The organism is Streptococcus sp. 2018110 (assembly GCF_019754115.1).
GTDB lineage: Bacteria > Bacillota > Bacilli > Lactobacillales > Streptococcaceae > Streptococcus > Streptococcus hashimotonensis.
In genome coordinates, this window is sequence record NZ_JAIJZO010000004.1 from 108853 (window position 1) to 134689 (window position 25837).

The following is a 25837-nucleotide window of genomic DNA, read 5'->3' on the forward strand; positions in this document are numbered from 1 at the left end:
CTACTCACCTCGATTCGCCATCAGTGTCAAGGTATCTGAAATCAGCTGATACATTTCCTGACTGGTTCTCTCACCTCGGTAGATTTGATTGTAGAGAATGCCATCCTTGATGAAGAGGACCCGTTTGGCACGACTAGCTGCTACTGTCGAGTGGGTTACCATCAGAATGGTTTGCCCCTCTTGGTTGATTTTTTCAAAAATATCTAGAAGAGTTGCCGTTGATTTAGAGTCGAGGGCCCCAGTCGGCTCATCCGCTAAGAGGATTTCTGGCTGGGTAATGATGGCCCGCGCCACCGCAACCCGTTGCTGCTGACCGCCTGAAATCTCGTAGGGCATCTTGTCTTGCAAGGTCGCAATTCCCAGACTATTGAGCGTATGAACGAGTCGCTTGTTCATCTCATCAATCGGATAGCGAGACAAGACCAGAGGCAAGAGCACATTGTCCTTGACAGAGAGGGTGTCTAAGAGATTGAAATCTTGGAAGACAAAGCCTAATTTCTCCCGACGAAAGGCTGCCGCTTCCTTGCTCTTGATAGACTGGGTATCCAATCCGTTAAGCAAGACCTTGCCCTGCGTTGGCTTATCAAGGGTTGCCAAAATATTGAGCAAGGTGGATTTTCCAGAACCAGACTCACCCATGATGGCGACATATTCACCCTTTTCCACTGTAAAATGAATATCCTTCAAAGCCTCAACCTGTCCCGCCTTAAAGAGAGAACTGTATATCTTTTGAACGTGTTGAACATCTAAAACTGACATAACTTGACTCCTTTTCTTTTTCTACCTTCATTCTACACGGTCCCAAGATAAACTACCATAGCCTTAGCTTTCATTTACATGACAGTTTTGTAAGATTAATCAAAAATCAACTCCACTTCTTTGATACCGATTCGCACCTCTGTTCCCCGACCCACTTTTGATTTTAGCTTTAGGGAATAGCCCAGCTCCGCAGCAATTTTCCGTGAGAGATAGAGCCCCAGACCCGAAGATTGCTGGGTTCTGCGGCCATTGAAACCTGAGAAACCACGCTCAAAGACCCGTTCCAAGTCACTCTCTGCAATCCCAATTCCCGTATCGCGAATGACCAAATCATCTCCATCCAAAACAATCGAAATGGTCCCTTCCTGACAATACTTGAGGGCATTAGATAAAATTTGCTCTATCAACAGGCCCAGCCAGCGTTTGTCTGTCTTTACGCTCCTATCCAGCTGACCCAGATCCAGGCTTGTATTGACCTGAATGAAAAAGAGGGAATACTTTCTTACTAGATTTCTGACCAGTTCATCCAAATTGACTGATTCGATAACCAAATCATCATGGAAGGATTGTAGACGGAGATAGTTCAAGACCAGACCTGTGTATTGCTCAATCTTGAAGAGTTCTGATTCCAGTTGGTGACGGACTAGACTACTATCTACTTCCTTAACCAAGAGCTGACTGGCTGCAATAGGTGTTTTCATCTGGTGGGCCCAGAGGGTGTAGTAGTCATCTAATTCTGTCTGTTCCTGTCTCTGTTTTTCTAGTATTTGCTTGTTCTGAACTTCTAGTCGCTCCACTCTCTCCTGCAAACAACGCTCACTGGCTGTCCCAGTAGCCACTTTCTGACCACGCCAGATTTTTCTAAAACGAGAAACTTCCCTGACAAAATCCCAGAGGAGGGCGAGAATCCAACAAATACTGAGGAGGAGGATGGCATAGAAAATCAGGTTTCTTTTGATGTCAAAGAGGCTACTATAAGCCAGAATAGCCACAGCAAAAATGGCGTAGGCTATCAGAAAAATCAAGCGATGACCAAGCCATGATGTCAAAAATTCTGGTACTAATGAGCCAAAATCATCCTTATTCATGTGTCCACACCAGGCCGTAGCCTACTCCTTTCTTGGTCGCAATCACATCTGGTAGACCCAGTTCTGCCAACTTTTTACGCAGGCGAGCGATGTTAACCGACAGGGTATTGTCATCCACAAAAATATCGCTGTTCCAGAGTTCTCTCATCAGCTCCTCACGGCTGACCACTTCCTTGCCATGCTCAAAAAGCACCCGTAATATCTGAAATTCATTTCGCGTCAGCTCTTCCACAACCTGTCCATAGGACACCTGCATGGTCTTTAAGTCTAAGGAAATCTCCTCAAACCAGAGTAAACTTTGTTCGCCAATAAAGTCATAGGTTCTTCTGAGAAGCCCCTGTATTTTGGCCAGGAGAACCGTCATTTCAAAGGGCTTGGTCACATAGTCATCCGCCCCCATATTGATCGCCATAACAATATCCATTGGCTGGTCATGGGAAGACAGAAACATAATGGGCACACGAGATGTCTTGCGAATTTCCTGACACCAGTAATAGCCATTGAAAAAAGGCAGGCCAATATCCAGTAAAATCAAATGGGGCTGAAACTCTTCCATCTGTTCCAAAACCATCTGAAAATCCTTGACCTCTTGCACCTGGTAACCCCAGTTTATCAAATTTTTAGCAACTAGTTGGCTAATCGTTTTATCGTCCTCGATAAGAAGAATTTTCTGCATAACTATCTCCTTTCATATCCCTACTATTTATTATAGCTTACATTGGAACAAATTTGAGTATTTTTATACATTTACACAAGAAGTAGACTATAAAACCAGGTCATCAGTGGTGCAAATTTGTCATTCCCCACATATTTCGTTATACTAGATAAAAAAGGAAAGGACTGCTATGCCGAATTTATTAACCTACATTGAAGAAAGTCAATACGACACTTTCTATGACCAACCAATCAACAAACTGGATATTCTGGCTCTGACCGAACTTTCCTACCTCCCTTTTGATAATCTGGTCCCCTACTCTTTTACAGAAAATGGTGTACGACTTGATCGGTTGGCAACGGCCTTTGAAGAGGCCTACAAAAATAATTTCCCTCCCTTTTCTATGGTGACCAAAAACCGCCTAGCCTTACTTGGACTTCTAGCCAAATCCAAACGCTTCAAATCTATCAAGGCATTTGGCTTCGTTGACGATTATCAGTTGGAACAGGAAAAGCAGTTTTCAGCAATCAGCTATCGCATTGACCGAAAAACAATTGTGACTTGCTTCAGAGGAACAGATGACACCATTATCGGTTGGAAGGAAGACTTCCACATGACCTATATGGATGAAATTCCTGCCCAACGTGCAGCGAGTGGCTACTTAGAAAAACTTATGATGCAGCAGATGGGCCATTTTTATCTGGCCGGTCATTCGAAAGGCGGAAATTTAGCCCTCTATGCAGCATGCCAGCAAGCTATAGACCAACAGGATAGAATCCTAGCTATCTATCCCTTTGATTCACCTGGCTTACACAAAAAACACTTGGAAGCACCTAGTTACCAAGCTATTCACCAACGGATTTTCCCTGTCATTCCCCAGAATTCAATTGTCGGTATGATGTTAGAAACACCAGAAAATGCTCAAATCGTTCAGAGTAATACCCTCGGCATTCTACAACACATCAGTTTTTCTTGGGAGGTTGACGGAAGCGACTTCAAACTAGCCCCTGCCCTGACCAGCGATAGCCTACAAACCGACCAAGCCTTAAAAACTTGGACGGCTAGTTTAACAGACGATGAATTACGAGACTTCTTCGATTTGTTTTTCGGCATCTTCATCAAAGCAGGAATTGAACGTTTTAGCGACATCACGGTAAATCCCCTACAGAAATTACAGGAAATTGATCGACTGAGAAAAGAAGTAGCTCCAGAAGAAGCTGAGATGATGGACAAACTCATTCGGCTACTCTTTGATACCCGCTACCAAATTTGGAGGGACAATATTAGCACCTCCATTCCAAGCCCTGAAATCTCCCTGCCAGATTGGCGGAAACTTTTCCAAAGAACTACAGTTGAAAATAAAGAAAACTAGCTCAACCACTGAGCTAGTTTTCTTTATCGAATCTTCTTAAAAATTGGGATAGTTTTTCTAATCCTTTGATTAGAATATCTTGTTCACAGGCAAAACCTAGACGGACATAGCCGTCACGTTCAAATCGATTACCAGGAACTAGAAGAACACCGTATTCCTGTAGAAGTTGCAAGCAAAAATCTTCCATAGGCATATCCACTGCAATCTTGACAAAGCTGGTAGAAACAACCGCTGGACGGATATAGGAAACGAGGGGTTCATTCTCAATCCATTGGTCCAAAATTGCTAGATTTTCTTCTAAAATACGCCGATTTCGTTCTAGAATTTCTTGATAATGGGCCAAAGCTAATTGAGCCACCAGATCGTCAAAGACACCTGCACAAATCATAGTGTAATCCCGATAATCTCTCAATATATCTGTCACTTCAAAATTGGCAGCCACCCAACCAATACGAATTCCTGGCAGGGAATAGGTCTTGGATAAGCTATTGACAGCAATACCTTTATCATAGACTTCTATAATAGATGGCACATCCAGCTCAGAAAAGGAACGATAGACTTCATCCGAGAGTATATAAGCTCCAACTTCACCAGCAATTTCCGCCAATTCTTCCAAATAAGTCCTATCCATGACAGCACCAGTTGGATTATTGGCATTGTTGATGCAAATCATCTTAGTATTAGGACGAATGAGCTGACGTAGTTTTTCCAAGTCTGGCAACCAGCCATTTTCCTCCTCAATCTGCCACAAATCCACTTCTGCTCCCAAGGACTTTGGAATATCGTAGAGTTGTTGGTAGGTCGGATAAAGGGAAATGACATGGTCTCCTGGCTCAATCAAACTATAAAGAACTAACAAGTTGGCCCCTGTTGCCCCGTTGGTCTGGAGAATTTGTTCTGGCTTGACGCCTGTATAGAGTTGACTAACCGATTTTTTAAATGCTGGCGAACCTTCTATCCAGCCATAGTTGAGCTTGGTGCCCTGCAATTTCTCATAAAAATCCTCAGGCTTGGTGCCCGACAAGGCAAACAATTCCTCCAAAGTCAATGAAGAAATGGACACCCCTGCTATATCATAAATCGCGCTATTTTCATGGACATTCAGCCATTCCTCAACGCCAAAACGTGGTAATTTCATAAGACTTCCTACTTCAATTTTTTATACACTTATTGTACCATATTCTCACAAAATCGTATAAATATACAGTAAAAAACAGAATGAAGCTATGTCTAGTTGTCTTGAAGGAGCTGGTCCAAATTCATTTCTAATTCTGCCAAGGTCATGGCTTGCCCACGGACATCATAAAACGTGCCATTTTTCTCTAAGAGCAGGGTTGGATAGGTTTGGACTCCCAACTGACGAGCCTGGATAAATTCTGGTGAACTGTCTTGCTGGAAAACATGAGCCAGGTCAGTTTCGACTTGCTGTCTATCCAAGCTGAACTGCTCTGCTATTTTTCCATAGGTGCTAATGTCAGAGAGAGAGAAACCATCTTGGTAAAAAGCCGACTGGATGGCTGTAACGATGGCGTAGTGCTGGTGGTTGGGAAGTCGGTCCTTGAGGTAGGTCAAGGCCAAGGCTGGGTGAAGGGAATTCAAGACCAGCTTTCCCTCTGCTAAGGTTTACTGGTAGGCCTGACCAAAGGTCACGCCATAGTGGTCAGTGATGCGGCTGTTAGCCCCTGGAATGTGGGGATAGGCTGCAATGGGCTGGCTGCGCTCCCCAATAAATAGGCCACCTGATACGATTTCCAATTCTAAGTCTGGATGGGCTTGGAGTAGCGGTTTGAGATGGGCACCAAATCCATAACACCAGCCACAGTAGGCATCCCAAATGTAATATAGCTTCATCATAAACTCCTTATCTTTGTGATAAAGCTATCATAATCCAATACTTCTATTTTGTAAAGTATCTTGTTTTTCTATTGTATAGCTTTTTCAAAAAGAAAAAGAGCAAACTATATTGCTCTTTATTGGACGCGATGCCTCATATCTCCTTGCTCGGAATGACTGGCAATAGGATATAAGGTCTTTCAGCTGCTTCTGAGTGTAGGGTAGTTGTCCCAGAAAATTCTTTGCGTTTCATGTCCATTTGATGCGTATACATGGCATTGCCAGACCATACTTTTTCATGGGTCATAATCTTGAACAATTGATTCATGGGCAAGGTTTTGAGCATCCCCAAAATGAGCTTGGGATTTTTGTAGTAGTGACTGATGTCTACTTTTGTTTTCAAATGCGGCTCGGTAAACTTGAAATCCCGTCCTCCGATATTGACACCTAAGCGATAACCTTTTGGAATGATAACAGATGTCGGCCAGATTTTGGTCACGTGATCCACGGCGATGCTAATGATAACCACCACTCCGTAATTTTTAGCACTAGCAATCATACCTAAATTCACAAAAATTGTGAGTAATAAAAAACAACAGAATTATTTTATCATCAATGCACAAAATTTTTCCTCTTGACAAGTGAGTGAGTACTCACTATAATAGTTTTTATTCTTATAAGTGAGCGAATACTCACTCACAAACTAGAAAGAAGGTTTATCAATGGAAAAACTCATTGATTTGAAAGACTTGAACAAAGCTTTCTCTGCACAAACAGTGTTAAACAATGTCACTCTTGAAGTCAACAAAGGTGAAATTATTGGTTTGATTGGTCCCTCTGGGGCTGGAAAATCAACCATGATTAAAACCATGCTAGGAATGGAAAAAGCAGATAGCGGGACAGCGCTGGTACTCAATACTCAGATGCCCAATCGTCATATCTTAGGTAAAATTGGTTATATGGCACAGTCAGATGCCCTCTATGAAGCTTTGACTGGTCTGGAAAATTTGGAGTTTTATGGACAAATGAAAGGCATTGCCAAAAAAGAACTAACTCTACAAATTCACCATGTAGCCAGGGTCGTCGACTTACAGGAGCATCTTGACAAATTTGTATCAGGCTATTCTGGTGGGATGAAACGTCGTTTATCACTCGCAATTGCCCTGTTAGGAAATCCTGAGTTGCTAATTTTGGATGAACCAACAGTAGGAATTGACCCTTCCCTTCGTCGAAAAATTTGGACAGAACTTGATGCTATCCGTCAAAAAGGACGTTCTGTTTTTATCACAACTCATGTCATGGACGAAGCGGAGCTGACTGACAAGGTTGCGCTTCTGCTACACGGAGAGATCATTGCCTTTGACACGCCGCGAGATCTCAAAGAGCGATACGGCGTTAATACGGTAGAAGACGCCTTTTTAGCAGCAGAAAATAAGGAGGAACTCTGATATGCGTACCTTAGCCATTTCCAAAAAAGTACTAAAAGAATTGCTACGCGACAAGCGTACCTTAGCTATGATGTTTGTTGCACCTATCCTCATCATGTGGCTGATGAATGTCATGTTCTCTGCCAATAACACAACTTCCGTTACCATTGCTACCGTTGACGTCCCAAGTAGTCTAGTTAAAAATCTGGACGATGTGGATCACATTTCTATTAAAGAATACAGCAACAAAGAAAATGCACAAAAAGAATTGGATGACCAAGCAGTAGATGCCATTCTCACAGCAAGTGGTAATGGATATGATGTGACCTACTCCAACACAGACTCTTCAAAGACAGCTCTAACCCGTCAGGCTATTAAGTCTGTTCTTAGCCTATCAAGTGTTAACGAACTCATAAGTCAGCTCAAGCAAGCTACTAGCAAAAATCCAAGTCTAGCCGCTCTCCTTCCTACGAACGACAGCAAATCTACAAATCTGACTGAATACTACGACTATGGTAATAAAGATACTGATTTCTTTACTAAAATGATTCCTATCCTCATGGGTTTTATGGTTTTCTTCTTTGTTTTCTTAATTTCAGGAATGGCTCTTCTAAAAGAACGTACCACTGGTACTCTCGACCGATTACTGGCAACTCCTGTTAAGCGTAGCGACATCGTCTTTGGTTACATGATTTCCTATGGTATTCTTGCGGTTATTCAAACCATCGTTATAGTAGTTTCGACCATTTGGCTCCTTGACATTGAAGTTGTGGGAAACATTATTAATGTTATTATCGTAAATTTCCTTCTAGCACTAGTAGCATTAGCTTTTGGAATTTTATTGTCAACCTTAGCGAAATCAGAATTCCAAATGATGCAATTTATACCACTAGTAGTTATGCCACAACTCTTTTTCTCTGGCATTATTCCGCTAGATAGTATGGGAGATTGGGTGCAATACCTCGGTAAAATCCTTCCTCTTTCTTACTCTGGAGATGCTCTGACCAAGGTTATCATGTATGGTGATGGACTGAGTAGTATTTCTTTTGATATCTTGATTTTACTAGTTTTTCTCTTCATTTTAAGTACTGCAAACATCATCGGTCTCAAGCGCTATCGTAAAGTATGATATAATAAAGAAAATCACTGAAGAGGAGCTTGACATGACTGAAGAGAACATTGTGTTTTCTTTCGAAAAACACTTAGAAACAGCCAAGATGCCTGCAGGTAAACGTAAAACTCTACTAGCAGCAATGACATTGTTTGCACAGCAAGGTTTCCACGGAACATCCACTATGCAAGTAGCCGAAGTGGCTAAAGTTAGTCAGGCAACTGTATTCAAATATTTTAAGACCAAAGAAGACTTATTATTGGGGGTATTACAACCTATGGCAGAACTGCTTAGTACCCCCTTTATAAACACTATGACACAGTTTGACAATAAAGAGGATATCGTTCACTTTTTCATCCATGATCGCTTCGCTTTTATTAAAGCAAATCGCTCCTTAGCAAAAATTATTCTACAAGAACTCCTGACAAATCCTGAAACTAGGAAAATTATCAGTAAGCAGATCAGTCGGTTAGCTCCCTCAATTGACTTGATTGAAAATCGCTTGTGTCAAGGAAATCACCTCAAGAAATCCGAAGTGATACGCACTGCCATAGCTCCTTTTTTCACCTACCTCATGCAGATGATTATTTTTGAGACAACTAGCACAGATGAAAAACGAGACCTTGAGCTTATCGAACAACAAATCTTAAAACTCTTATCCGAGTAAAAGTGATCATTGAGATGATTCATTTATCTCCTAATTAATTAGATTAAGAATATGAAGAAACTGAAATCAAAAAAGATATCTTGTTTCAAAAAATCATTCATCCATAAAAGCTTCATAGTGACAAAAAAGGTCTGGACTCATAAGTCCAGACCTTTTTTCCATACAACATTAGAACTTCCCAAGATTCGTCAAGTCTTTTTTGTCTGGCATGACTTCCTTATTGTCCCAATGCTCGACAATCTTACCGTCTTTGAGGCGGTAGATGTCAAAGTGGGCGTAGTCTTGACCTGCAATCCAAACTTTCGAATAAGCCACGACGTAGTCCCCCTGTCCCATAACCTTAAAGACAAAGTCATAGTTGACTTGATTCTCTACCAGATAATTCTTGTAGGCCGCACCGCCTTGAGCGATTTCTTGGTTATGCTGAATCAGATCAGCTGCCACATAGTCGTCAAACTTGTCGATTTCCCCATTTTGAAGGATATCGACCAAGAAACGACGGACGGTTTTCTTGTTGTCCTCAGTCTTGTCTAGGTCTGTCAGCTCAAAGTCTGCGTAAATCGGATCTGTTTCACCAATGGTTTTTGGATAGGCATCGATGACATCCCAATGCTCGACGATACGACCATTGTCATCCGAACGGAAGATGTCCGCCGTCACCCATTCAGCCGCACCGTCATTGAGTTTCTGGTGGACATGGACAAAGACAAAATTCCCATCTTCAATAGCACGCACAATGTTGATTTCACGCTTGGGATTCCGTTTGAAAAAGTCCTCAAAGAAAGCCGCAAAGCCCTCTTTTTCATCAGGCACACCCGTACTGTGCTGGGTGTAGCTAGCCCCCATATAGTTGTCTTGTGCTTCCTTGATTTCCCCGTCCCGAATGCCACTAAGGTAAAGATTTTTAGCGTTATCTAGTTGATGTGACATGATGTTCTCCTATTTTAACAATCCTTCTTGTTCCAAATATTCCCTAGCCACTTGCTCTGCCGACTTGCCTTCCACATCAACCGCATAGTTCATCCGCGTCATCTCCTCGGTCGAGATTTTGCCTGCCAAGACTCCTAGGACTTGCTCCAACTCAGGGTATTTCTCTAGGGTTTCTTTGGACAATAGCGGAGCGGCCTGGTAGGGTGGGAAGAGCTGTTTGTCGTCTTCCAGGATTTTCAGCTTGTAGGTGACCACCTTGCTGTCTGTAGAATATGCTTCGATAATCTGCACATTACCACTCTTAATGGCTTCGTAGCGAAGGGCTGGCTCCATAGTCTTGACATTGAGTTGAAGATTGTAGAGATTTTTTAGACCGATATTACCATCTTCGCGGTCGTTAAACTCTAATGAGAAACCTGCGACAGCTGTCTGCTGCACTTTTGCCAAATCCGAAATCTTTTCAATGCTATTTTTCTGAGCATAGTCTTCTGTCACTGCCAAGGCAAAGGTATTTTGGAAGGCCATTGGTGCTAGATACATTAGACCATCCTGCTCCAGAATCGCTTCTTTAGCGTAAGCATAAACCTCCTCAGGATTCGTTGATAAATCCGTTGGCGAATTTTTCAAAAGAGTACTTGTAATGGTCCCTGTGTATTCAGGATAAATATCAATCGATCCTGATTTGAGTGCTTCATACAGGAAGCTAGTCTTTCCGAAATTAGGTTTTATATCCACCTTGATGTCTGTCTGGTCCTCAATCAGCAACTTATACATATTGATGAGAATTTCAGGTTCTGCACCGAGCTTCCCTGCAATGACCAACTGCTTTGTGGAAAAGTTAAGCATGGGAACATAACTAGCTCCAACAGTAAATAAAGTCACCAATAGAGCCAACAAAATTGTCTTGGGTTTCTTGTCCTGCAACAGACGAATGCCGTAACCGAAAAGCACTGCAAGGACAGCCGACGATACCGCACCAATCAAAATCAAGGCTGAATCATTGCGATCAATTCCAAGTAGAATAAAGGAGCCTAGGCCCCCAGCCCCCACCAAGGCCGCCAGAGTCGCCGTTCCGATAATCATAATGGAAGCTGTCCGAATCCCTGACATCAAAATAGGCATGGCAAGTGCTAACTTAAATTTTTTCAACTTCTCCCATTTATTCATACCAAAAGCGGTTGCTGCTTCTTCCAGGGAAGGGTCGATTTCTCCAAGGCCTGTCAATGTCCCCTGCAAGATAGGAAAGATAGCATAAATAACGAGCGCCACTACTGCTGGCAAGGTTCCAATTCCCATAAAAGGAATGAAAAGACCAAGCAAAGCAAGGGATGGAATAGTTTGGAAGATACCTGTTATTTGCAGACTCCACTCAGTCAAGCGTTTTTTACTAGATAGAATCAGTCCCAAAGGTACTGCAATTGCAATCGCAATAATCAAAGCTAGAAGGGAGATGCGAAGGTGTTCAAAAAGAGCGATTCCCCACTCATCCTTTCGTTCTATAAAGGTTTCAAATAGGTTCATTACATACCTCCTCGAGCTCTGATAAATTCCTTGACAAAATCATTGGCAGGATGATTCCTCAATTCATCAGGACTTCCTAATTGCACAACTTGTCCGTCTTGCATGAGACAGATGCGATCCGCCAATTTAACCGCCTCATCCATATCATGAGTAACGAAAACCGTTGTCATCTTGAATTCCTCATGTAATTCCTTAATCAAGTCCTGCAACTGAGCCTTACTGATTGGATCTAGAGCTGAGAAAGGTTCGTCCATGAGCAAGACCTTTGGATTTGCAATGATGGCCCGCAAAATCCCGATTCGCTGTTTTTCTCCCCCAGACAAGTCCTTGGGCAAACGCTCCAGATAGCTGTCTGGTTCCAAGCCAACCTTGGTCAAGAGCTCTCTCGTCCTCGTCAAGGTTTCTTCTTTGCCCAAACCTTTCATTTCAGGAATAAGAGCGATATTTTCAGCCACTGTCATATTTGGAAAAAGGGCTATCTGCTGAAGAACATAACCTGTCTCCAAACGTAATTCACGCAGGTCGAAATCCTTAAGTCGCTTACCTTGAAAAAAAACCTCTCCCTCGGTCTGCTCAATTAGACGGTTAATCAATTTCAACGTAGTTGTCTTTCCACTACCACTCGGTCCAATTAAGACAAAGAATTCCCCTTCTTGAATATCAAAGGTCAAATTTTTCAAGATTGGTCCGCTAACCTTACAGGTCAGGGATACATTTTGATAATCAATCATCATCTTCTCCTTTTAAAATAGCCATGAGACTATGACTGTAGCGCTGAATTAATCCTAGCATAAGCTCCTGTTCCTCCTGACTGAGTTGAGACAGCGCCTTATTTTCCGCCTCCTCTAAGGGGTCCAAAATGCGACTAGCAAATTGCTGCCCCTCCTCTGTCAATTTAATTTTCTTATGTCGCTTATCTGCTGGATTCTCCTCTAAAACTACCAGTCCTCCATCCAAAAATTTCTTTACAGTAGCATTGACAACTTGTTTGCTTGAATAGGTCTTCTTGCTGACCCAATTCTGTGTCACACCTCCGGGATTATAATAAATCCACATGAGAATGGATAAGCATTTTGCATTGAGCCCATGCCGGCGAGCGTAGCCCTCATAGAGCCCAACTTGCTGGTCAAACATACGAGCATAATCTTTACTTCTTTTCCTAACTTCTGTCATCGTCACCCTCCCTATTAAGCACAATCACCTTGCCAAAAGCCTCTGCCCCCTCCAAATAGCGATGCGCTTCTTGTATAGTATCTAGACTGAACACCTTCTCAGGCCCAACTGGCACCTGATAACGAGCTATGTAGTCAAACATTTCCTGCAACTTGTCCTGATTGACATTGCCAGAGGCAAAAGTGGTCAGATAGACATTCTGCCGCAACTGCTCAATGGGATCAAAGTCCTCCAGATACCACTTGCCACCCAGCTGTCCCGTCGAGCAGATGATGCCGCCCTCTTCTAGATGAGCCAGCGAATCCGACAGGGTAGCAGGACCGACCAGCTCAAAAATCTTGCTAAAGGTCAGGTCCGTCTGCAAACGTCCGTCTTTTTCGAGGATGACTTGGCTAAAACCAGAGGCAAGCAGCTGATCGGTCTTTTCTAACTTGCGGACAGAAGCGTAGATAGGAAGGTCTGGAAATTGGCTCCGCACCAACTTGACAAAAGCCTGTCCAACCCCACTAGCCCCTGCACGCACCAAGATGCGGTCTGAAGGTTCTAGCTTGAGATTTTTCATGGAGCCGTAGGCAGTATAGTAGGTTTCAGGAACACTAGCTAACTCCGCCCAGTCCAGATCAGTCTCAATAGGGTAGAGAGTTTGATTGGGGACCAGAGCATATTCTGCATAGCCACCGTCAAAAGCACGCCCCAGCTCGCCCATGATGGACACAACTCTTTGCCCAACTGGCAACCTAGTCGGTTCCGTCGTTTCCTCGACCACTCCGACCAATTCAATCCCTAAAATTCTCGGAAAGACAACACTTGGTGACAAGCCTTGTCTGGTAAAAATCTCCGAATGATTGATACCAAACCCTTTGATTTTTACCAAGGACCAGCCTGTTTTGACCTGTGGCTTTGCTACTTCTCGTACCTCCAAAACCTCTGGACCACCTGCTTTTGAAACTACAACAGCTTTCATAAACTGTCCTCCTTCATCGAATTAGTCAAAGTTTTTTACCATTTTATCAAAAAAAGAAAATTAGTCAATCACTTTGACTAATGTTTTAGTAATTTTTGATAGTTTTCTTTATCCTCATCTTTGAAAACATTAAAAATTACCTTGATTTCTGGATGTTCTTTGATAAAATTCCGCACAGTTCTGACCGCAATCTCCGCAGCTAACTGGTTGGGAAAACGAAACTCGCCTGTACTGATGCAGCAAAAGGCTATGCTGGTCAGCCCATTTGCAACAGCCACTTCCAAACTTTTTTGAGAAGAGGAGGCGAGCAGTGCCTCATCTTGAGGACTAACCTCCGCCTGAATAATCGGCCCAACCGTATGAATGACATAGTTGGCTGGCAGATTGTAGGCTGGCGTTATCTTTGCCTGACCCGTTGCTTCCAAGTGCCCTTGAACCTTCATAAGTTGATAACAAGCCAGCCGCAGTTGAAGACCCGCCTGCGAATGAATGGCATTGTCAATACAGCGGTGATGTGGCACAAAGCAACCCAAGAGCTGACTGTTGGCTGCATTGACAATAGCATCTACCTGCAAGCTAGTAATGTCCCCCTGCCAGAGATAAATCTGTGGCTCCACCTCTTGCAAATCGGACAGTCTAGTCAGGTTTTTCTGAGCCAATTTTTCCTGTAAATAGGCATCTTGCAAGGTCCAAAACTCTGTTGGCATGACCCTGGGCTCCCAGATGTTCATCAAGGCTCGCAAGACCCATTCTTGCTCTTCCTGTGTCTGAGGAAGCTCCAAGTCAGGTGCCAGATAGTGAATCAATTTTTCTAGTTTTTCCATGCTCTTATCACCTCCTGCATATCTTGGTGAAAGGTCAGAATCCCTTCACGCTCTGGGTCTTCTAGATTGACCCGAATCAGACTGGCACTTGGCAGGGTCTGATTCAAGCATTCAAAGGGAAACTTGATAATGGTCGGCGTATTGTAGCCCACACCCAGCTCCAAAAAGACAATTTTCTTCGCCGCATTTTCCTGTAAAAATGCAATATAAGCCTCTTCCTGCTTGTGCCAGTTGACATCCTCAACAAAACGGTGATCCATTCGCAGACGGCTCATCATATCTACCCCACACTTGGGACACTTGGGAATGTCCTCACTTCTGACCTCCAAGCCCTGACGGTTGGTAAGCAGAGTTTCCAAGGCCGCTTGATTGGTATAAACACCGTCATGACAGGGAACTGAACATTGAAACTCACCGTAATTGCCCTGAACTTCAAAGATTTTCTCTCTTTCAAAACCAGCTTTTTCAAACTGACTATCCACATTGGTCGTGATGACAAAGTAATTCTTGTCTGCCACCAGCTCATACAAATCCTGATAGAGTGGCAAACTGCCTGTCTGGTAACGATTGAGATAGAGGTGCTGACTCCAGTAGCCCCACTTTTTCTCCTTGGTCGCAAAGGGATAAAAGCCAGCAGAATACATATCTGTCAGCCCATATTCCTTGATAAAAGGTGCAAAATGTTCCTCAAAACGTTGACCTGAATAGGTCAAACCTGCCGCACTGGACAGGCCTGAACCTGCACCAATCACGATTGCATCTGCTTCTGCGATTACTTTTTTAGCTTGGGTCATTTTTCTATCATCTGTCATCTTCATCCTCTTTCTGTCTTCTTTCCTTGCTTTTTTCCAGTTCTGCCCTTATACTAACACTAACAGTTTCTTTTGGAAAGTATGCACCTTAAAGTAGGGTAGTTACCTCAAGGTAAGAAATGTATACTTTCAAGGAAAATTAGACTAACGTTTTTTGAAAAAAATTTTGGAGGAAGCCATGACCAGTAAAAAATTACCCCAAACTCTACCAGCCTGTCCTGTCGAAACAACCTTGCTGTTGATTGGCAGCAAGTGGAATATTCTCATCCTACGCGACCTTATGGACGGCACCAAACGCTTTGGAGAGTTGCAACGTTCCATTGGCTCCATTAGCCAGAAGGTCCTGACTAGCAACCTGCGGGACCTCGAAGCTAAGGGCGTTGTGGACCGCAAGGTCTATCCAGAAGTCCCACCCCGTGTGGAATACTCTCTAACCGAACTCGGACACTCCTTAAAACCAATCCTGGATTCCATGTCGGACTGGGGAGAATGGTACCAAGAACAACAAAACTAGCCTAGAACATTCTAAGCTAGTTTCTTTTTATCCTTCAACTGTTTCTGAGGCAGTTTGGCTTGCTACTTCTGAAACTGTTTCTGATACAGGTTCGATGATGACATCATCAATTGTAATCTCAATATCTTCAGACACAACTACAGCATCCTCAATATCTTCTTCTGCCAAATCCACTGTCGGAGCTTTAGCAGTTTTTGCCTTGATAGCTTCCAAAATGTCAGCCGTTGACAAGTTTTGTTCCGCAATTTTTTCCTTGATTTGCTCAAAGGTTTCCAAGGATCTTTCCTTACCAGACTTGACCAAATCTTCTACTGTCAATTCACCAGTTTCAAGTTGAGTTTTTACTTCGGTAAATCGTTCAGTCGCTTGTTTGCCCAAGTCCTGTGCCTTGCTGACAAAATCAGCATTGATTTCTTCATGGTTTTCTTTATAGTCATTAGCAAAGTTTACAACTTTTTCTTTGACTGTTTTACCAGTTTTACTTGCTAGAAAGGCAGCTGCAGCAGCTCCTCCTGCTGCCCCTAACAAAAGGCTAGTCCACACACTACTAGATTTTTTTACCATTTTTTTCTCCTTTCTTACCTAAGAGAGATGAGAGAGTTGACAGAGCTGAAAGAGCTCCGCCGGCTTTTACAGTACTTGCTCCAGCAGACTTAGCTTTGACTGTCAAATCACGCGCTGAAGCATTCAAATCTGATACAGAAGTTGACAAGTCAGCTACCGCTACAAAAAGAGGATCAAGGGTCGAAACCTTACCATTTACATCTTCGACTAAGACATTGGTTTTAGCCAAAAGCTCGTTGGTCTGATAGAGAGTCACATTGACATCGCTGGTCAAGACCTTAAGCGTTTGCTGGGCTTCATCTGTCACCGTACCCAATTTTTTCAACAACAAAACAATATATACTGCCACCGCCGCGATGGACAAGGCAATAATCAAGACAGAAATTTCAATAATCATATCTTCTCCTTTAGGGTTGATAGAATGGAATAGAAGACTTTCTTCTCCGCAACACAACCATGATAATACCAACGAGGATTAACACCCCAGATAGCCATTGTGAAATACGTATTCCCAAGAACATGAGGCTGTCCGTCCGCAAGCCTTCTATCAAAAGGCGACCACAACCATACCAGACTAGGTAGAAAGCTGTAATTTCTCCCTGTTTAAGGAATTTTGGCCGTCTACGTAACACACAAACCAAGCCAAAGCCTAGCAAATTCCAGAGAGACTCAAACAAGAAGGTTGGTTGACGGTAGGCACCATCAATATACATCTGGTCTCGGATAAAGGCTGGCAGGTAGTTCAAACTTTCTACTGCTTTACCATAGGCCTCTTGGTTAAAGAAATTTCCCCAACGACCAATTGCCTGAGCAATCATGACTGATGGCGCTACAATATCCAAAAAATCCAGGGTATTAATAAAGCGATACTGGGTAAAGAAATAAAGGACGATTGCACCTGTAATCAAACCACCATAGATGGCAATACCACCGTTCCAGATAGCGAAGATAGATAAAATGTTATCCTTATATTCACTCCATGAAAAGGCTACATAGTAAATCCGTGCCCCTATGATAGAAAGCGGAAATGCGATTAGAATAAAATCTAAAATATCATCCTGACGGATTTTCTTTCGTGGTCCCTCTTTTGTCGCCAGATAAACACCTAGAATCAGACCAAGCAAAATGCAGATTGCATACCAACGAATTTCTAAGGGACCTAATTTAATCGCAATAGGATCCATACTAAACCTCTTCTCTATTGTGTTCAATTAGATTAGACAAGCGTTCTTCGAAGATCTTCGTTGCATCAAACCCCATCTGTTTGGCACGGTAGTTCATGGCTGCGGCTTCAATTACGACAGAAATATTTCGACCGGTTTTTACAGGAATACGTATTTGTGGAATAGCAATTCCTGCTATTTCGATAGTATCGCCAGAATTTCCCAAACGGTCAAATACCTTACCTGTTTCAAAATTTTCAAGATAGACAGCTAATTGCACTTCTGATGAATCTTTCACGGCACTAGCACCGTATAGACTCATGATGTCGATAATGCCGACTCCTCGAATCTCTAATAAGTGGCGCAGAATTTCCGCAGGTTCACCCCAGAGAGTGACATCGTCTTTTGCATAGACATCAACACGGTCATCAGCCACCAATCGGTGTCCTCGTTTAACCAACTCAAGACCAGTCTCACTCTTACCGATACCAGAATCGCCTTGGATAAGCACACCCATACCGTAAATGTCCATCAAGACACCGTGTACACTAGTCCGCTGAGCCAGGCGACTATCCAAGTAAGAAGACAATTCTCCCGATAGACGACTGGTTGCTGTCTTGCTTCGACAGATAGCAATTTGTTTTTCTTTTGCAGCCTTGTACATCTCCTCAGGGATTTCCAAACCACGTGCCACTATGACAACAGGAGTTTCTGGCTGGAACATCTGAGAAAGAACCTGATAGCGGTTATGGGCAGTCATGGCCATCAAATAAGACCATTCCTTCATCCCTATCAACTGGATGCGCTCTGGAGCATAGTAATCAAAATAGCCAGTCATTTCCAATCCTGGTCGGGTAATATCCGCCGTCGTAATTTGCTTTTGCAGGAGCTCTTCCGTACTGTAAGCACATTCAATCCGCAGATTATCGACCAAATCTTTCACATAAACGGTCATCTCTTCCCTCACTTTCAGTTTTATTATATTATACCATAAGCTAGGGGTTGGGGGAAAAACAAGTGGCTGATTTGGTAAAAAGAATGAGTTTCTTTCTTTTTCTCACAAAATTAGCAAAACTTCCACAGATTAAATGCACTTCCCTCCCAGTGCTACATATTTCTAACAAATCTGTTATACTTTATATAGATTAATACTTACTACTAAGGAGAAAATCATGGAACCATTGTTTCTCACACCTGTTATGCACGAAAAAATTTGGGGGGGCAATCGCCTAAGGACCAACTACCACTACGATATTCCTAGTGAAAAGACTGGTGAATGTTGGGCCATCTCTGCCCATCCAAATGGCGTAACAACTGTCTCAAACGGTCAATATAAAGGAAGAGGACTGGATGACCTCTATCAGAATGAAAAACATTTATTTGGCAATCCAACCGATGATGTCTTTCCATTATTAACAAAAATCCTTGATGCAGACGATTGGCTTAGCGTCCAAGTCCATCCCGATGATAGCTATGGCTTGGCTCACGAAGGGGAACTGGGCAAGACAGAATGTTGGTACATTTTGGAAGCCGAAGATGGGGCTGAAATCATTTATGGCCATAATGCCCAATCCAAAGAAGAACTCCGTCAGCAAATCGAAGCTGGAGATTGGGACAAGCTGTTGACCCATGTCCCCGTCAAAAAAGGTGATTTCTTCTTTGTACCAAGCGGCACCATGCACGCCATCGGTAAGGGAATCCTTATTTTAGAAACCCAACAATCTAGCGATACAACCTACCGTGTCTATGACTTTGACCGCCGTGACGATGCAGGCAACCTCCGTGAACTACACATTGAAAAATCGATTGATGTACTGACCATCGGACCTGTTGCTAACTCAACACCTGCCCACCTCAAAGCGGGCAATCTTGACTCGACACTTCTGGTTGCCAATCCCTTCTTTACCGTATATAAATGGAATATCCAACAAGAAATCAAAATGGAACAGACAGTTCCTTACCTGCTTGTCAGTGTCATCGAAGGGGAAGGTGCCATCCAAGTCGGTGAAACCAGCTACCCACTTCAAAAAGGAAGCCACTTTATCTTACCAGCCGATGTGACAGACTGGACCTTTACAGGACAAATGGACATCATCGCAAGTCACGCGAACTAAACATACAAAAAACTTGAGCCTTTAAACTCAAGTTTTTTTGCATTATTCAAACCAAGACTTATTTATCTTTTCCGCTTCTTTTATCTTACGTGGACCTGTTCCATAGCGTTCCGCGTCCCTATCTTCCTTATAGGGTAAAAAATAAGCTGCTGCAATATAGAGAGCAATCAGAAGGAGGAAGGATTTGCCTAAGAGGAGACCTGCAATAAATATCGCGCGTGTTACCCAGGATTCCCAGCCCAATTTATGCGCTATGCCGGCAAGAACCCCAGATACTATCTTCCCCTGCCTTACTTTATATAATTCAATCGACATCTTTTATTCCTTTCACGTAAAAGCCCCCTTGACCTGTTTGTACTTTCAAGAAAAGTAAATCATTGCCAGATTTTTCAAACTGATAGGGACTATTTTTCTTTTTCCGGTTAACCAAGACATGACCTGATTGCGACTCAATCTGCCCCCGAATTCCCTGGCCTTTGCCAGTTTGTAAAGTCAAGGGAGCCTGAGCTAGTTGCACATACAAGTGTTGGGGATAACCACCGCAAGTCGTCAAGCGAATATCCTGTTGTTTTTTATCCCTTGAACTGCGGATAGAAATATCTTCAAATGGTAAGTAATCCAAGCGAGCATCTGCTTGACCAAGTTCTACATCTAGTACTGACATCCATTCCTGAGGTAAGTTGATTGTCAAACGACAGGCCAAACTACTGTGAAAATAAAGCCCCTTTTTTTCAACATAAAGACGAGGAAGCTTATCTTCTGGTGCATCTTGATTGTAGCAAATCTCCACACTAATCTGATTATTTTTAGACTTAGCCAAAGTTAGACGTCCCTCAGATAATTTTAAAAAGAGTGATTCAATCCCTTCAAAACTATAGGATTGTTTCAATTTGGAGGAAGCAAAGACCTTAAAACTTGGCAAGGTAAAATTCAATTTTACTTTTTCTTCCACAAAAAGAAAGTCTGGTTCTTGATTCATTTCCTTAAAACAGGCACGCGCCTCTTCCTTGGTCAAGACACCTTTTTCATATAACTCAATTAAGCGTTCTTCTCTCTTTTGCGTCATAGACTCACCTCAATTCTACTCTAGTATATCACATTTCTCCACAAAAAAATCAGCCCGAAGACTGATTCTTGAAAATCAAGTTTTACAAGGCAATTGATAGATTTTTTCTGAAAATGGATGAAAATTCTGCTTTGAAACCCCAAAATTTAATTCTATTACTCAACTCTGAGCGTATAAAAATCATCACGCTTGGGAACTGCGGAAGTTGGGGAATACAGATACTATATTTACTGATGGAAATTATGGGGAGGCATATCCAAAAGATTCAGATTTGACTACGAGTTCAAACGGAGTTCCTTTTTTAAGAGGGAGCAATATTCAAGATGGGAAACTTAATCTTGACAACGCTAATTACATTACAATTTCTAAGCATAATGAATTGACTTCGGGGCATTTAGAGGAAGATGATATTGTAATTGCAGTTCGTGGTTCACTAGGCAGTGTTGGATACGTAGAAGAAGATAATATTGGGTGGAATATAAATTCACAATTGGCAATTATTCGAACAAATAAGGATGAAATTACAGGTTGGTATCTAATTCAAATTTTATTATCAGATTCTGGTAAAAAAATGATAAATTCGTTAGTTACTGGTACAGCACTCAAACAGTTACCAATAAAAAATTTGAAAAAGATACAATTTTCAATACCCACCCTCCCCGAACAAAAAGCCATCGCCACCTTCTTCTCCACCCTCGACCGACAAATCACCCTTCATCAGCGTAAGTCGTAGAAGGAATAAATAGTATGAATAAAATTACACGAGAAACTTTACTTCATGAATATTTTAAAGAATGGACAAGACTGTTTAAAGAGGGGGCTGTCCGCCCAATTACACTCGAAAAGTATCGCAATAATCATTATCATTTAAAAAATATTGTGCCTGACTTGGTATTACATCAGTTGGACAGGACAACCTATCAGCAAATTTTAAATGAATATGCGCTAACCCATGAACGTCAGACGGTCATTGACTTTCATCATCAGCTCAAGGGTGCGGTCTTAGATGCTGTTGATGAGGGCTATATTGATCGAGACCCGACCCGTAAAGTGATTTTTAAGGGCAAGGCACCAAGAATTAAAAAAATGAAATACCTAAATCAGTTTGAACTCCACAATGTTCTTTCTGATTTGGACTTGGAGTGTCGGATCAACTGGGACTGGCTGATTTTGCTCATTGCGAAGACAGGGCTGCGATTTTCAGAGGCTTTAGGTCTGACACCAGCTGATTTTAACTTTGTTCAGCAGAATGTTTCCGTGACAAAGACATGGAATTACAAGGGAAATGGTGGTTTTTTACCTACCAAAAATAAATCTTCCATGCGAAAAGTGCAGATTGATTGGCAGTTGAGTATGCAATTTCAGCAACTCATCAAAGACTTACCCCAGGATAAGCCTATTTTTGTCAATGGTTCAGTCTGCAACTCCACTCCAAATAAGTGGTTGGAGCGCCACTGCAAAAATGTGGGTGTACCAGTCATTTCTATCCACGGGCTTAGACATACCCATGCCTCTCTTTTGATGTATGCAGGTGTTTCGATAGCTAGTGTGTCCAGGCGCTTGGGACACTCCTCCATGACAACCACCCAAAAAGTCTATATGCATGTCATCTCGGAACTTGAAAATCAAGATACAGATTTAGTCATGCGTTACCTATCTGGCTTAAGCTAGACATCAAATCGACTTACGCTGATGAAGGGTGATTTGCTGGTCCAGGGTGGAGAAGAATTCGGAAATCTTATCACACTCTGACTTAGTCGTCGGAACAATAGTATCCATATCATTCAACATATCATAAGTTAAGAATGGTAAGCCACTTCCACCTCGATACTGTCGTAAATTCATTTTTGACAATAGATAGTATCCAAATTTTGCAGTGAACACTTCCTCTTTAGGTCTTGTAATTGTACCATTATAAGTCACAAAATGCTTTCCTTCTCCCCAAGAAACACATCCAGCATCTCCCATATGACCAATTATTATAGAGTTTTCAGAGTTATATTCTGTATATCCACCTTGAACTCCACCCGCTCCAAACACTGGATAGGGTCCGCCATTACTTGGATTATTATTTCCATCCCCATATTTAAATATAAACAAGAGCTTCAACTTCCGTAGTTCCCAAGCATCTGCGTTTTCGAACGCTTTGAAGCGGCGTTTGGGGATATTTCTGTCTTTGTTCGGCATTTCTATATTCCCCCAACTTCTTTCGATTTTTCTTTCGTTTTCGGAAAATGACCGAAAAGGGTTGCTGATGATTTTCTCTTTTTGTTCTTGGACGCTTTGTATAAGAAATTTTCTTTCTCATTCATCATGATAACACCACCAGTTCTTTCATCAAATTTTCAAGTTCTGTTTCAAGCAGGGCAATTTCTGCATCCATATCATCCAAGGTTTCAGCATATCGATTATGGAGTTCTTCGATAATAGCAATCTCAGCCTTTAATGGCAATTCAACCAGTTCCTGAGCCTTGTCTGTCACCTGACCAAACCATTTTTTATAGAGTAGCTGATCAACTTCCTCATCTGTCAAGACTTGGATACGGTTGGACACCAATTCCTTGAGTTCCTGTTCCTTGGTCTTGATTTCCTTGGCTACTGCTGACTTCTCCTTGGCTAGATCATCCACTTGCTTCAAGAAACCAAATTCTGCTGAGCCTTTTGATGCCTCTTTCAAGGCAGCCTTGACCAATTTCCCTTCAAAACTATCCTGCGCTTCCCCATCATCATTCTTTTTCAAGACATCAAAGAGAGCATTGTACTCCTCACTATCTTCCACCTTGGCATTTTCAACCAATTCGCTGACTTCACTGTCAATTTCCGAAATCCGGTTTTTCAAGCTTTCAATATGAGCAAGCTCCTCACCATAGCACTCACTGGCAATCAGACTATTAGGAATAATCACACCATTCCAACCATCTTGAACCTTTTCCTTGTTTTTCCCCTTGCTGACCATATTCGGCTCACGGGTACGACCCGCCTCATAAAAGCCTAATTGCTCAATCAGCTCGGCATCATGTGTCAGGGTTTTGGTCCAAATTTCGGCGATAATTTGATAGCCTTCATAGATGTCAACTTGGTCAAATTGTGACAATCGTTCCTTGATGTCTGCCAACATGGCTTCTTTTAATTGTCTTGTATTGGTATCCGTATGTAAACTGTGTAATTTTGTCCAATATTCCTCAATGAAAGCTGCTATCGTCGACTGGACTTGAGTATATTCTTCCCGAACGACTGGACTAGACAAGACAGCTCCTGAAAATTCTTCAATGGTCTGGTTTAAGGTCAGGTAGCCTGGACGATGCTCACTAAAGGCTTGATCTAAGACCTCTTTGACAGTTTGATTGAGCACTTTCAAGGACTGAATATTTCTCTTTGGAATACCTCCGTATAGATGAGCATCCACATCGTGAGGAATTTCTTCATCAAGAGCCGTCACATAGCGAGGAATGTTCATATTATAGTCGTTTTGAATCAATTCCTGACGGCTTGCTAGGTGGCTGTATCCTTCTTCTTCGCTTCTGTTCGTATATACATCCACAATCTTTGCAATGTCTTTTTCTTGTAAAGCATTTTGCTTGCCAGCCTTGATAAAGTTACGTGAGGCATCAATAAAGAGCACAGGTTCATTCAGCTCCCGATTTTTCTTGAGGATAATGATACAAACAGGGATACCTGTGTTTGTGAACAGGTTACTTGGCAGACCAATAACGGCATCAATCTGGTTTTTCTCAATCAACCGCTTACGGATTTCACCCTCAGCTGCTCCACGGAAGAGAACACCGTGTGGCAAAACGATGGCCATGGTACCATGGGTTCCAAGGTGATAAAGACCGTGCAAAAGAAAGGCAAAATCACCTTTTGAGTCTGGCGGAAGAACACCTGCAACTTCAAAACGTGGGTCGCTGGGTTTCAAACCTGAACGGTTCCAATTTTTAACAGAGTAAGGTGGGTTCATAACTACCGCATCAAACTGCACTCCTTCATTTGGACGTTCTGGATCTTCTGGCCAGTCTTGTGAGAGGGTATCACCGTTTTTAATGCTCATCTTCTCAGGACGGACACCGTGGAGTAGGAGGTTCATACGGGTCAGGTTATAGGTTGCCGTGTTCTTTTCCTGACCATAGTAGTTCAGACTTCTCTGCCTGTCTTCCGACAGGTGTTTTTTGACTGTCAAAAGGAGAGAACCTGAGCCAACGGTTGGGTCATAGATGGATGAAATAGAAGAATTGGTCGCAACAATCTGAGCCATGACTTCACTGACTTGGTGAGGCGTGTAGAACTCGCCAGCCTTCTTACCAGATTCCATGGCAAATTGTCCAATCAGATACTCATAGGCATCCCCCAAAACATCTCCACTTTGCAGGGCAACCATGTCTAAATCCTCAAACAAGCGGATAAGAGCCTGGATGTTTTTACTCCGTTCATTAAGGTTGCTTCCCAGTGCTGTATCCGTCAGATCAAGGGTAGAGCTGGCAAAAAGACCTTGAAAATCATCTGAACCATTGGCTACGGCAATACTTCGCTCAAACTGGCTCAGGCTATCCGTCACCCTCTGAACTTCAAACCGACCCTCGTTCATATCCTTAATCCAAGTTTGGTAGAGGTGTTCTGGACGGACAAAATAGCCCAAAACATCTTGGATCATCTTTTCTAGCTCTGTCCCATACTCTTGATGAGCCAGCACATACTCCTCATACCAATTTTCTTCCTTGGTCAAACCTGATGTGTTGGCAAAGGTTTTTAAGGTCTGGTCACTTAAAAACTTGTAGAACATGAGCCCAAGCATATAATCTTTGTACCGACTAGCATCCATAGAGCCACGGAGTTCATTGGCACCATTCCATAGACGTAATTTAATCTCTTCAGAAGTAATCATGATTTCTCCTTATTCTTTATAACTTACGCCCAGAAATAGCGTAATAGGTTCTATAAAATTATACCACGAGACAGATAAAAAAGCCTTATTTATTATGAATAATATACTGATTATTGAAGTTCAATTTTTTCATGCTTCAAAAAAATCTTTCAATCAGCTAACAAACTGAAAATCAGTCGACTAATCCATCGACTGAAAGCTACAAGCAAAACTTCTTAGACTTATTATCTTTTGATTACAATAAAATACAAAAAATACAATCTATTTTCTTCAAAATCATGACCACCCGTCAAACGGGTGGTTTGAACAAGGGCTGTAAGCCCACATCACCAGCCAGCGCCTAAAGACGCTGGCTTTCACTTTGTTCAAGCCTCACTGCTTTTGACTCGTCACTAGCCTCT

General features: G+C 42.4%; 30 protein-coding genes. 8 read left to right on the forward strand and 22 right to left on the reverse strand.

Annotated elements, in window-relative coordinates:
• The 3 genes from K5Q34_RS04515 to K5Q34_RS04525 form a co-directional block, all read right to left on the reverse strand.
• On the reverse strand, positions 1-759 hold the full coding sequence (locus K5Q34_RS04515) for an ABC transporter ATP-binding protein (RefSeq protein ID WP_024382815.1): 759 nt from the start codon (positions 757-759) through the stop codon (positions 1-3).
• A gap of 95 nt (positions 760-854) precedes the next feature.
• Positions 855-1847 (reverse strand): HAMP domain-containing sensor histidine kinase, encoded by a 993-nt coding sequence (locus tag K5Q34_RS04520; protein ID WP_221864573.1) that lies wholly within the window; start codon positions 1845-1847, stop codon positions 855-857.
• Positions 1840-2523: a response regulator transcription factor gene (locus K5Q34_RS04525; RefSeq protein ID WP_221864574.1), complete on the reverse strand. Its 684-nt coding sequence runs from the start codon at positions 2521-2523 to the stop codon at positions 1840-1842. The genes K5Q34_RS04520 and K5Q34_RS04525 overlap by 8 nt, the downstream gene beginning before the upstream one ends.
• 169 nt (positions 2524-2692) lie before the next feature.
• Between K5Q34_RS04525 and K5Q34_RS04530 the strand changes: the two genes are divergently transcribed.
• Positions 2693-3874: a DUF2974 domain-containing protein gene (locus K5Q34_RS04530; protein ID WP_221864575.1), complete on the forward strand. Its 1182-nt coding sequence runs from the start codon at positions 2693-2695 to the stop codon at positions 3872-3874.
• 13 nt (positions 3875-3887) lie between these two features.
• Here K5Q34_RS04530 and K5Q34_RS04535 read toward each other — a convergent pair whose 3' ends face one another.
• From K5Q34_RS04535 to K5Q34_RS04550, 4 genes are all read right to left on the reverse strand, one after another.
• On the reverse strand, positions 3888-5012 hold the full coding sequence (locus tag K5Q34_RS04535) for an aminotransferase (protein ID WP_221864576.1): 1125 nt from the start codon (positions 5010-5012) through the stop codon (positions 3888-3890).
• A gap of 92 nt (positions 5013-5104) precedes the next feature.
• The gene (locus K5Q34_RS04540) at positions 5105-5473 is read right to left on the reverse strand and encodes a hypothetical protein (protein WP_105151166.1); all 369 of its coding nucleotides are present in this window, start codon (positions 5471-5473) and stop codon (positions 5105-5107) included.
• Between the two features lie 24 nt (positions 5474-5497).
• A complete protein-coding gene (locus tag K5Q34_RS04545) occupies positions 5498-5725 on the reverse strand; it encodes a hypothetical protein (protein ID WP_221864577.1) in 228 nt (75 codons plus the stop codon).
• Between the two features lie 136 nt (positions 5726-5861).
• Positions 5862-6278 (reverse strand): hypothetical protein, encoded by a 417-nt coding sequence (locus K5Q34_RS04550; RefSeq protein ID WP_172115167.1) that lies wholly within the window; start codon positions 6276-6278, stop codon positions 5862-5864.
• Positions 6279-6429: 151 nt separating this feature from the next.
• Here K5Q34_RS04550 and K5Q34_RS04555 point away from each other — a divergent pair, with 151 nt between their 5' ends.
• The 3 genes from K5Q34_RS04555 to K5Q34_RS04565 are packed head-to-tail and all read left to right on the forward strand — an operon-like array spanning position 6430 to position 8912.
• The gene (locus K5Q34_RS04555) at positions 6430-7155 is read left to right on the forward strand and encodes an ABC transporter ATP-binding protein (RefSeq protein ID WP_105151163.1); all 726 of its coding nucleotides are present in this window, start codon (positions 6430-6432) and stop codon (positions 7153-7155) included.
• A 1-nt stretch (position 7156) separates the two neighbouring features.
• Positions 7157-8263, forward strand: coding sequence for an ABC transporter permease (locus K5Q34_RS04560; RefSeq protein WP_105151162.1), 1107 nt, complete (start codon positions 7157-7159; stop codon positions 8261-8263).
• Between the two features lie 34 nt (positions 8264-8297).
• Complete coding sequence (locus K5Q34_RS04565) at positions 8298-8912, forward strand: TetR/AcrR family transcriptional regulator (RefSeq protein ID WP_044674214.1); 615 nt, start codon at positions 8298-8300, stop codon at positions 8910-8912.
• A gap of 168 nt (positions 8913-9080) precedes the next feature.
• On the opposite strand, the gene K5Q34_RS04570 is transcribed toward K5Q34_RS04565, so the two are convergent.
• The 7 genes from K5Q34_RS04570 to K5Q34_RS04600 all read right to left on the reverse strand — a co-directional run bounded on the left by K5Q34_RS04570 (position 9081) and on the right by K5Q34_RS04600 (position 15136).
• On the reverse strand, positions 9081-9842 hold the full coding sequence (locus K5Q34_RS04570; protein WP_172115169.1) for a nuclear transport factor 2 family protein: 762 nt from the start codon (positions 9840-9842) through the stop codon (positions 9081-9083).
• A 9-nt stretch (positions 9843-9851) separates the two neighbouring features.
• Positions 9852-11363: an ABC transporter permease/substrate-binding protein gene (locus tag K5Q34_RS04575; protein WP_172115171.1), complete on the reverse strand. Its 1512-nt coding sequence runs from the start codon at positions 11361-11363 to the stop codon at positions 9852-9854.
• Positions 11363-12094 carry an ABC transporter ATP-binding protein gene (locus tag K5Q34_RS04580; protein WP_105212286.1) on the reverse strand — a complete coding sequence of 244 codons (732 nt, stop codon included), beginning with the start codon at positions 12092-12094 and terminating at the stop codon, positions 11363-11365. The genes K5Q34_RS04575 and K5Q34_RS04580 overlap by 1 nt, the downstream gene beginning before the upstream one ends.
• The gene (locus K5Q34_RS04585) at positions 12087-12536 is read right to left on the reverse strand and encodes a MarR family winged helix-turn-helix transcriptional regulator (protein ID WP_221864578.1); all 450 of its coding nucleotides are present in this window, start codon (positions 12534-12536) and stop codon (positions 12087-12089) included. The genes K5Q34_RS04580 and K5Q34_RS04585 overlap by 8 nt, the downstream gene beginning before the upstream one ends.
• A complete protein-coding gene (locus tag K5Q34_RS04590; RefSeq protein ID WP_221864579.1) occupies positions 12523-13500 on the reverse strand; it encodes a zinc-binding dehydrogenase in 978 nt (325 codons plus the stop codon). Before K5Q34_RS04590 ends, K5Q34_RS04585 begins: the two co-directional genes overlap by 14 nt.
• Before the next feature lie 77 nt (positions 13501-13577).
• A complete protein-coding gene (locus K5Q34_RS04595) occupies positions 13578-14324 on the reverse strand; it encodes a protein-ADP-ribose hydrolase (protein WP_221864580.1) in 747 nt (248 codons plus the stop codon).
• Positions 14312-15136, reverse strand: a complete 825-nt coding sequence (locus K5Q34_RS04600; RefSeq protein ID WP_221864581.1) for a Sir2 family NAD-dependent protein deacetylase — start codon at positions 15134-15136, stop codon at positions 14312-14314. Before K5Q34_RS04600 ends, K5Q34_RS04595 begins: the two co-directional genes overlap by 13 nt.
• 178 nt (positions 15137-15314) lie before the next feature.
• Between K5Q34_RS04600 and K5Q34_RS04605 the strand changes: the two genes are divergently transcribed.
• Positions 15315-15650 carry a helix-turn-helix domain-containing protein gene (locus K5Q34_RS04605; RefSeq protein WP_024384988.1) on the forward strand — a complete coding sequence of 112 codons (336 nt, stop codon included), beginning with the start codon at positions 15315-15317 and terminating at the stop codon, positions 15648-15650.
• A gap of 27 nt (positions 15651-15677) precedes the next feature.
• Here K5Q34_RS04605 and K5Q34_RS04610 read toward each other — a convergent pair whose 3' ends face one another.
• From K5Q34_RS04610 to hprK, 4 genes are read right to left on the reverse strand one after another with little or no spacing between them, the layout of a single operon-like run.
• Entirely contained in the window at positions 15678-16214 is a 537-nt protein-coding gene (locus K5Q34_RS04610; protein WP_105212288.1) for a YtxH domain-containing protein, read from the reverse strand.
• Positions 16198-16608: a DUF948 domain-containing protein gene (locus tag K5Q34_RS04615; RefSeq protein WP_024376744.1), complete on the reverse strand. Its 411-nt coding sequence runs from the start codon at positions 16606-16608 to the stop codon at positions 16198-16200. The genes K5Q34_RS04610 and K5Q34_RS04615 overlap by 17 nt, the downstream gene beginning before the upstream one ends.
• Positions 16609-16621: 13 nt before the next feature.
• Positions 16622-17398, reverse strand: coding sequence for a prolipoprotein diacylglyceryl transferase (lgt, locus tag K5Q34_RS04620; RefSeq protein WP_024384990.1), 777 nt, complete (start codon positions 17396-17398; stop codon positions 16622-16624).
• A 1-nt stretch (position 17399) separates the two neighbouring features.
• The gene (hprK, locus tag K5Q34_RS04625) at positions 17400-18332 is read right to left on the reverse strand and encodes an HPr(Ser) kinase/phosphatase (protein ID WP_014638411.1); all 933 of its coding nucleotides are present in this window, start codon (positions 18330-18332) and stop codon (positions 17400-17402) included.
• A 217-nt stretch (positions 18333-18549) separates the two neighbouring features.
• Between hprK and manA the strand changes: the two genes are divergently transcribed.
• On the forward strand, positions 18550-19491 hold the full coding sequence (gene manA, locus K5Q34_RS04630) for a mannose-6-phosphate isomerase, class I (RefSeq protein WP_221864582.1): 942 nt from the start codon (positions 18550-18552) through the stop codon (positions 19489-19491).
• A 42-nt stretch (positions 19492-19533) separates the two neighbouring features.
• Here manA and K5Q34_RS04635 read toward each other — a convergent pair whose 3' ends face one another.
• Entirely contained in the window at positions 19534-19806 is a 273-nt protein-coding gene (locus K5Q34_RS04635; protein ID WP_002936774.1) for a PspC domain-containing protein, read from the reverse strand.
• Positions 19796-20557 carry a hypothetical protein gene (locus K5Q34_RS04640; RefSeq protein ID WP_024407468.1) on the reverse strand — a complete coding sequence of 254 codons (762 nt, stop codon included), beginning with the start codon at positions 20555-20557 and terminating at the stop codon, positions 19796-19798. The genes K5Q34_RS04635 and K5Q34_RS04640 overlap by 11 nt, the downstream gene beginning before the upstream one ends.
• 205 nt (positions 20558-20762) lie before the next feature.
• Between K5Q34_RS04640 and K5Q34_RS04645 the strand changes: the two genes are divergently transcribed.
• On the forward strand, positions 20763-21290 hold the full coding sequence (locus K5Q34_RS04645) for a restriction endonuclease subunit S (RefSeq protein ID WP_253214085.1): 528 nt from the start codon (positions 20763-20765) through the stop codon (positions 21288-21290).
• 14 nt (positions 21291-21304) lie between these two features.
• Complete coding sequence (locus tag K5Q34_RS04650; RefSeq protein ID WP_024389546.1) at positions 21305-22228, forward strand: site-specific integrase; 924 nt, start codon at positions 21305-21307, stop codon at positions 22226-22228.
• Between the two features lie 3 nt (positions 22229-22231).
• On the opposite strand, the gene K5Q34_RS04655 is transcribed toward K5Q34_RS04650, so the two are convergent.
• On the reverse strand, positions 22232-22744 hold the full coding sequence (locus K5Q34_RS04655; protein ID WP_221864583.1) for a restriction endonuclease subunit S: 513 nt from the start codon (positions 22742-22744) through the stop codon (positions 22232-22234).
• A 124-nt stretch (positions 22745-22868) separates the two neighbouring features.
• A complete protein-coding gene (locus tag K5Q34_RS04660; protein ID WP_172115191.1) occupies positions 22869-25436 on the reverse strand; it encodes a type I restriction-modification system subunit M in 2568 nt (855 codons plus the stop codon).
• Between the last annotated feature and the right edge of the window lie 401 nt (positions 25437-25837).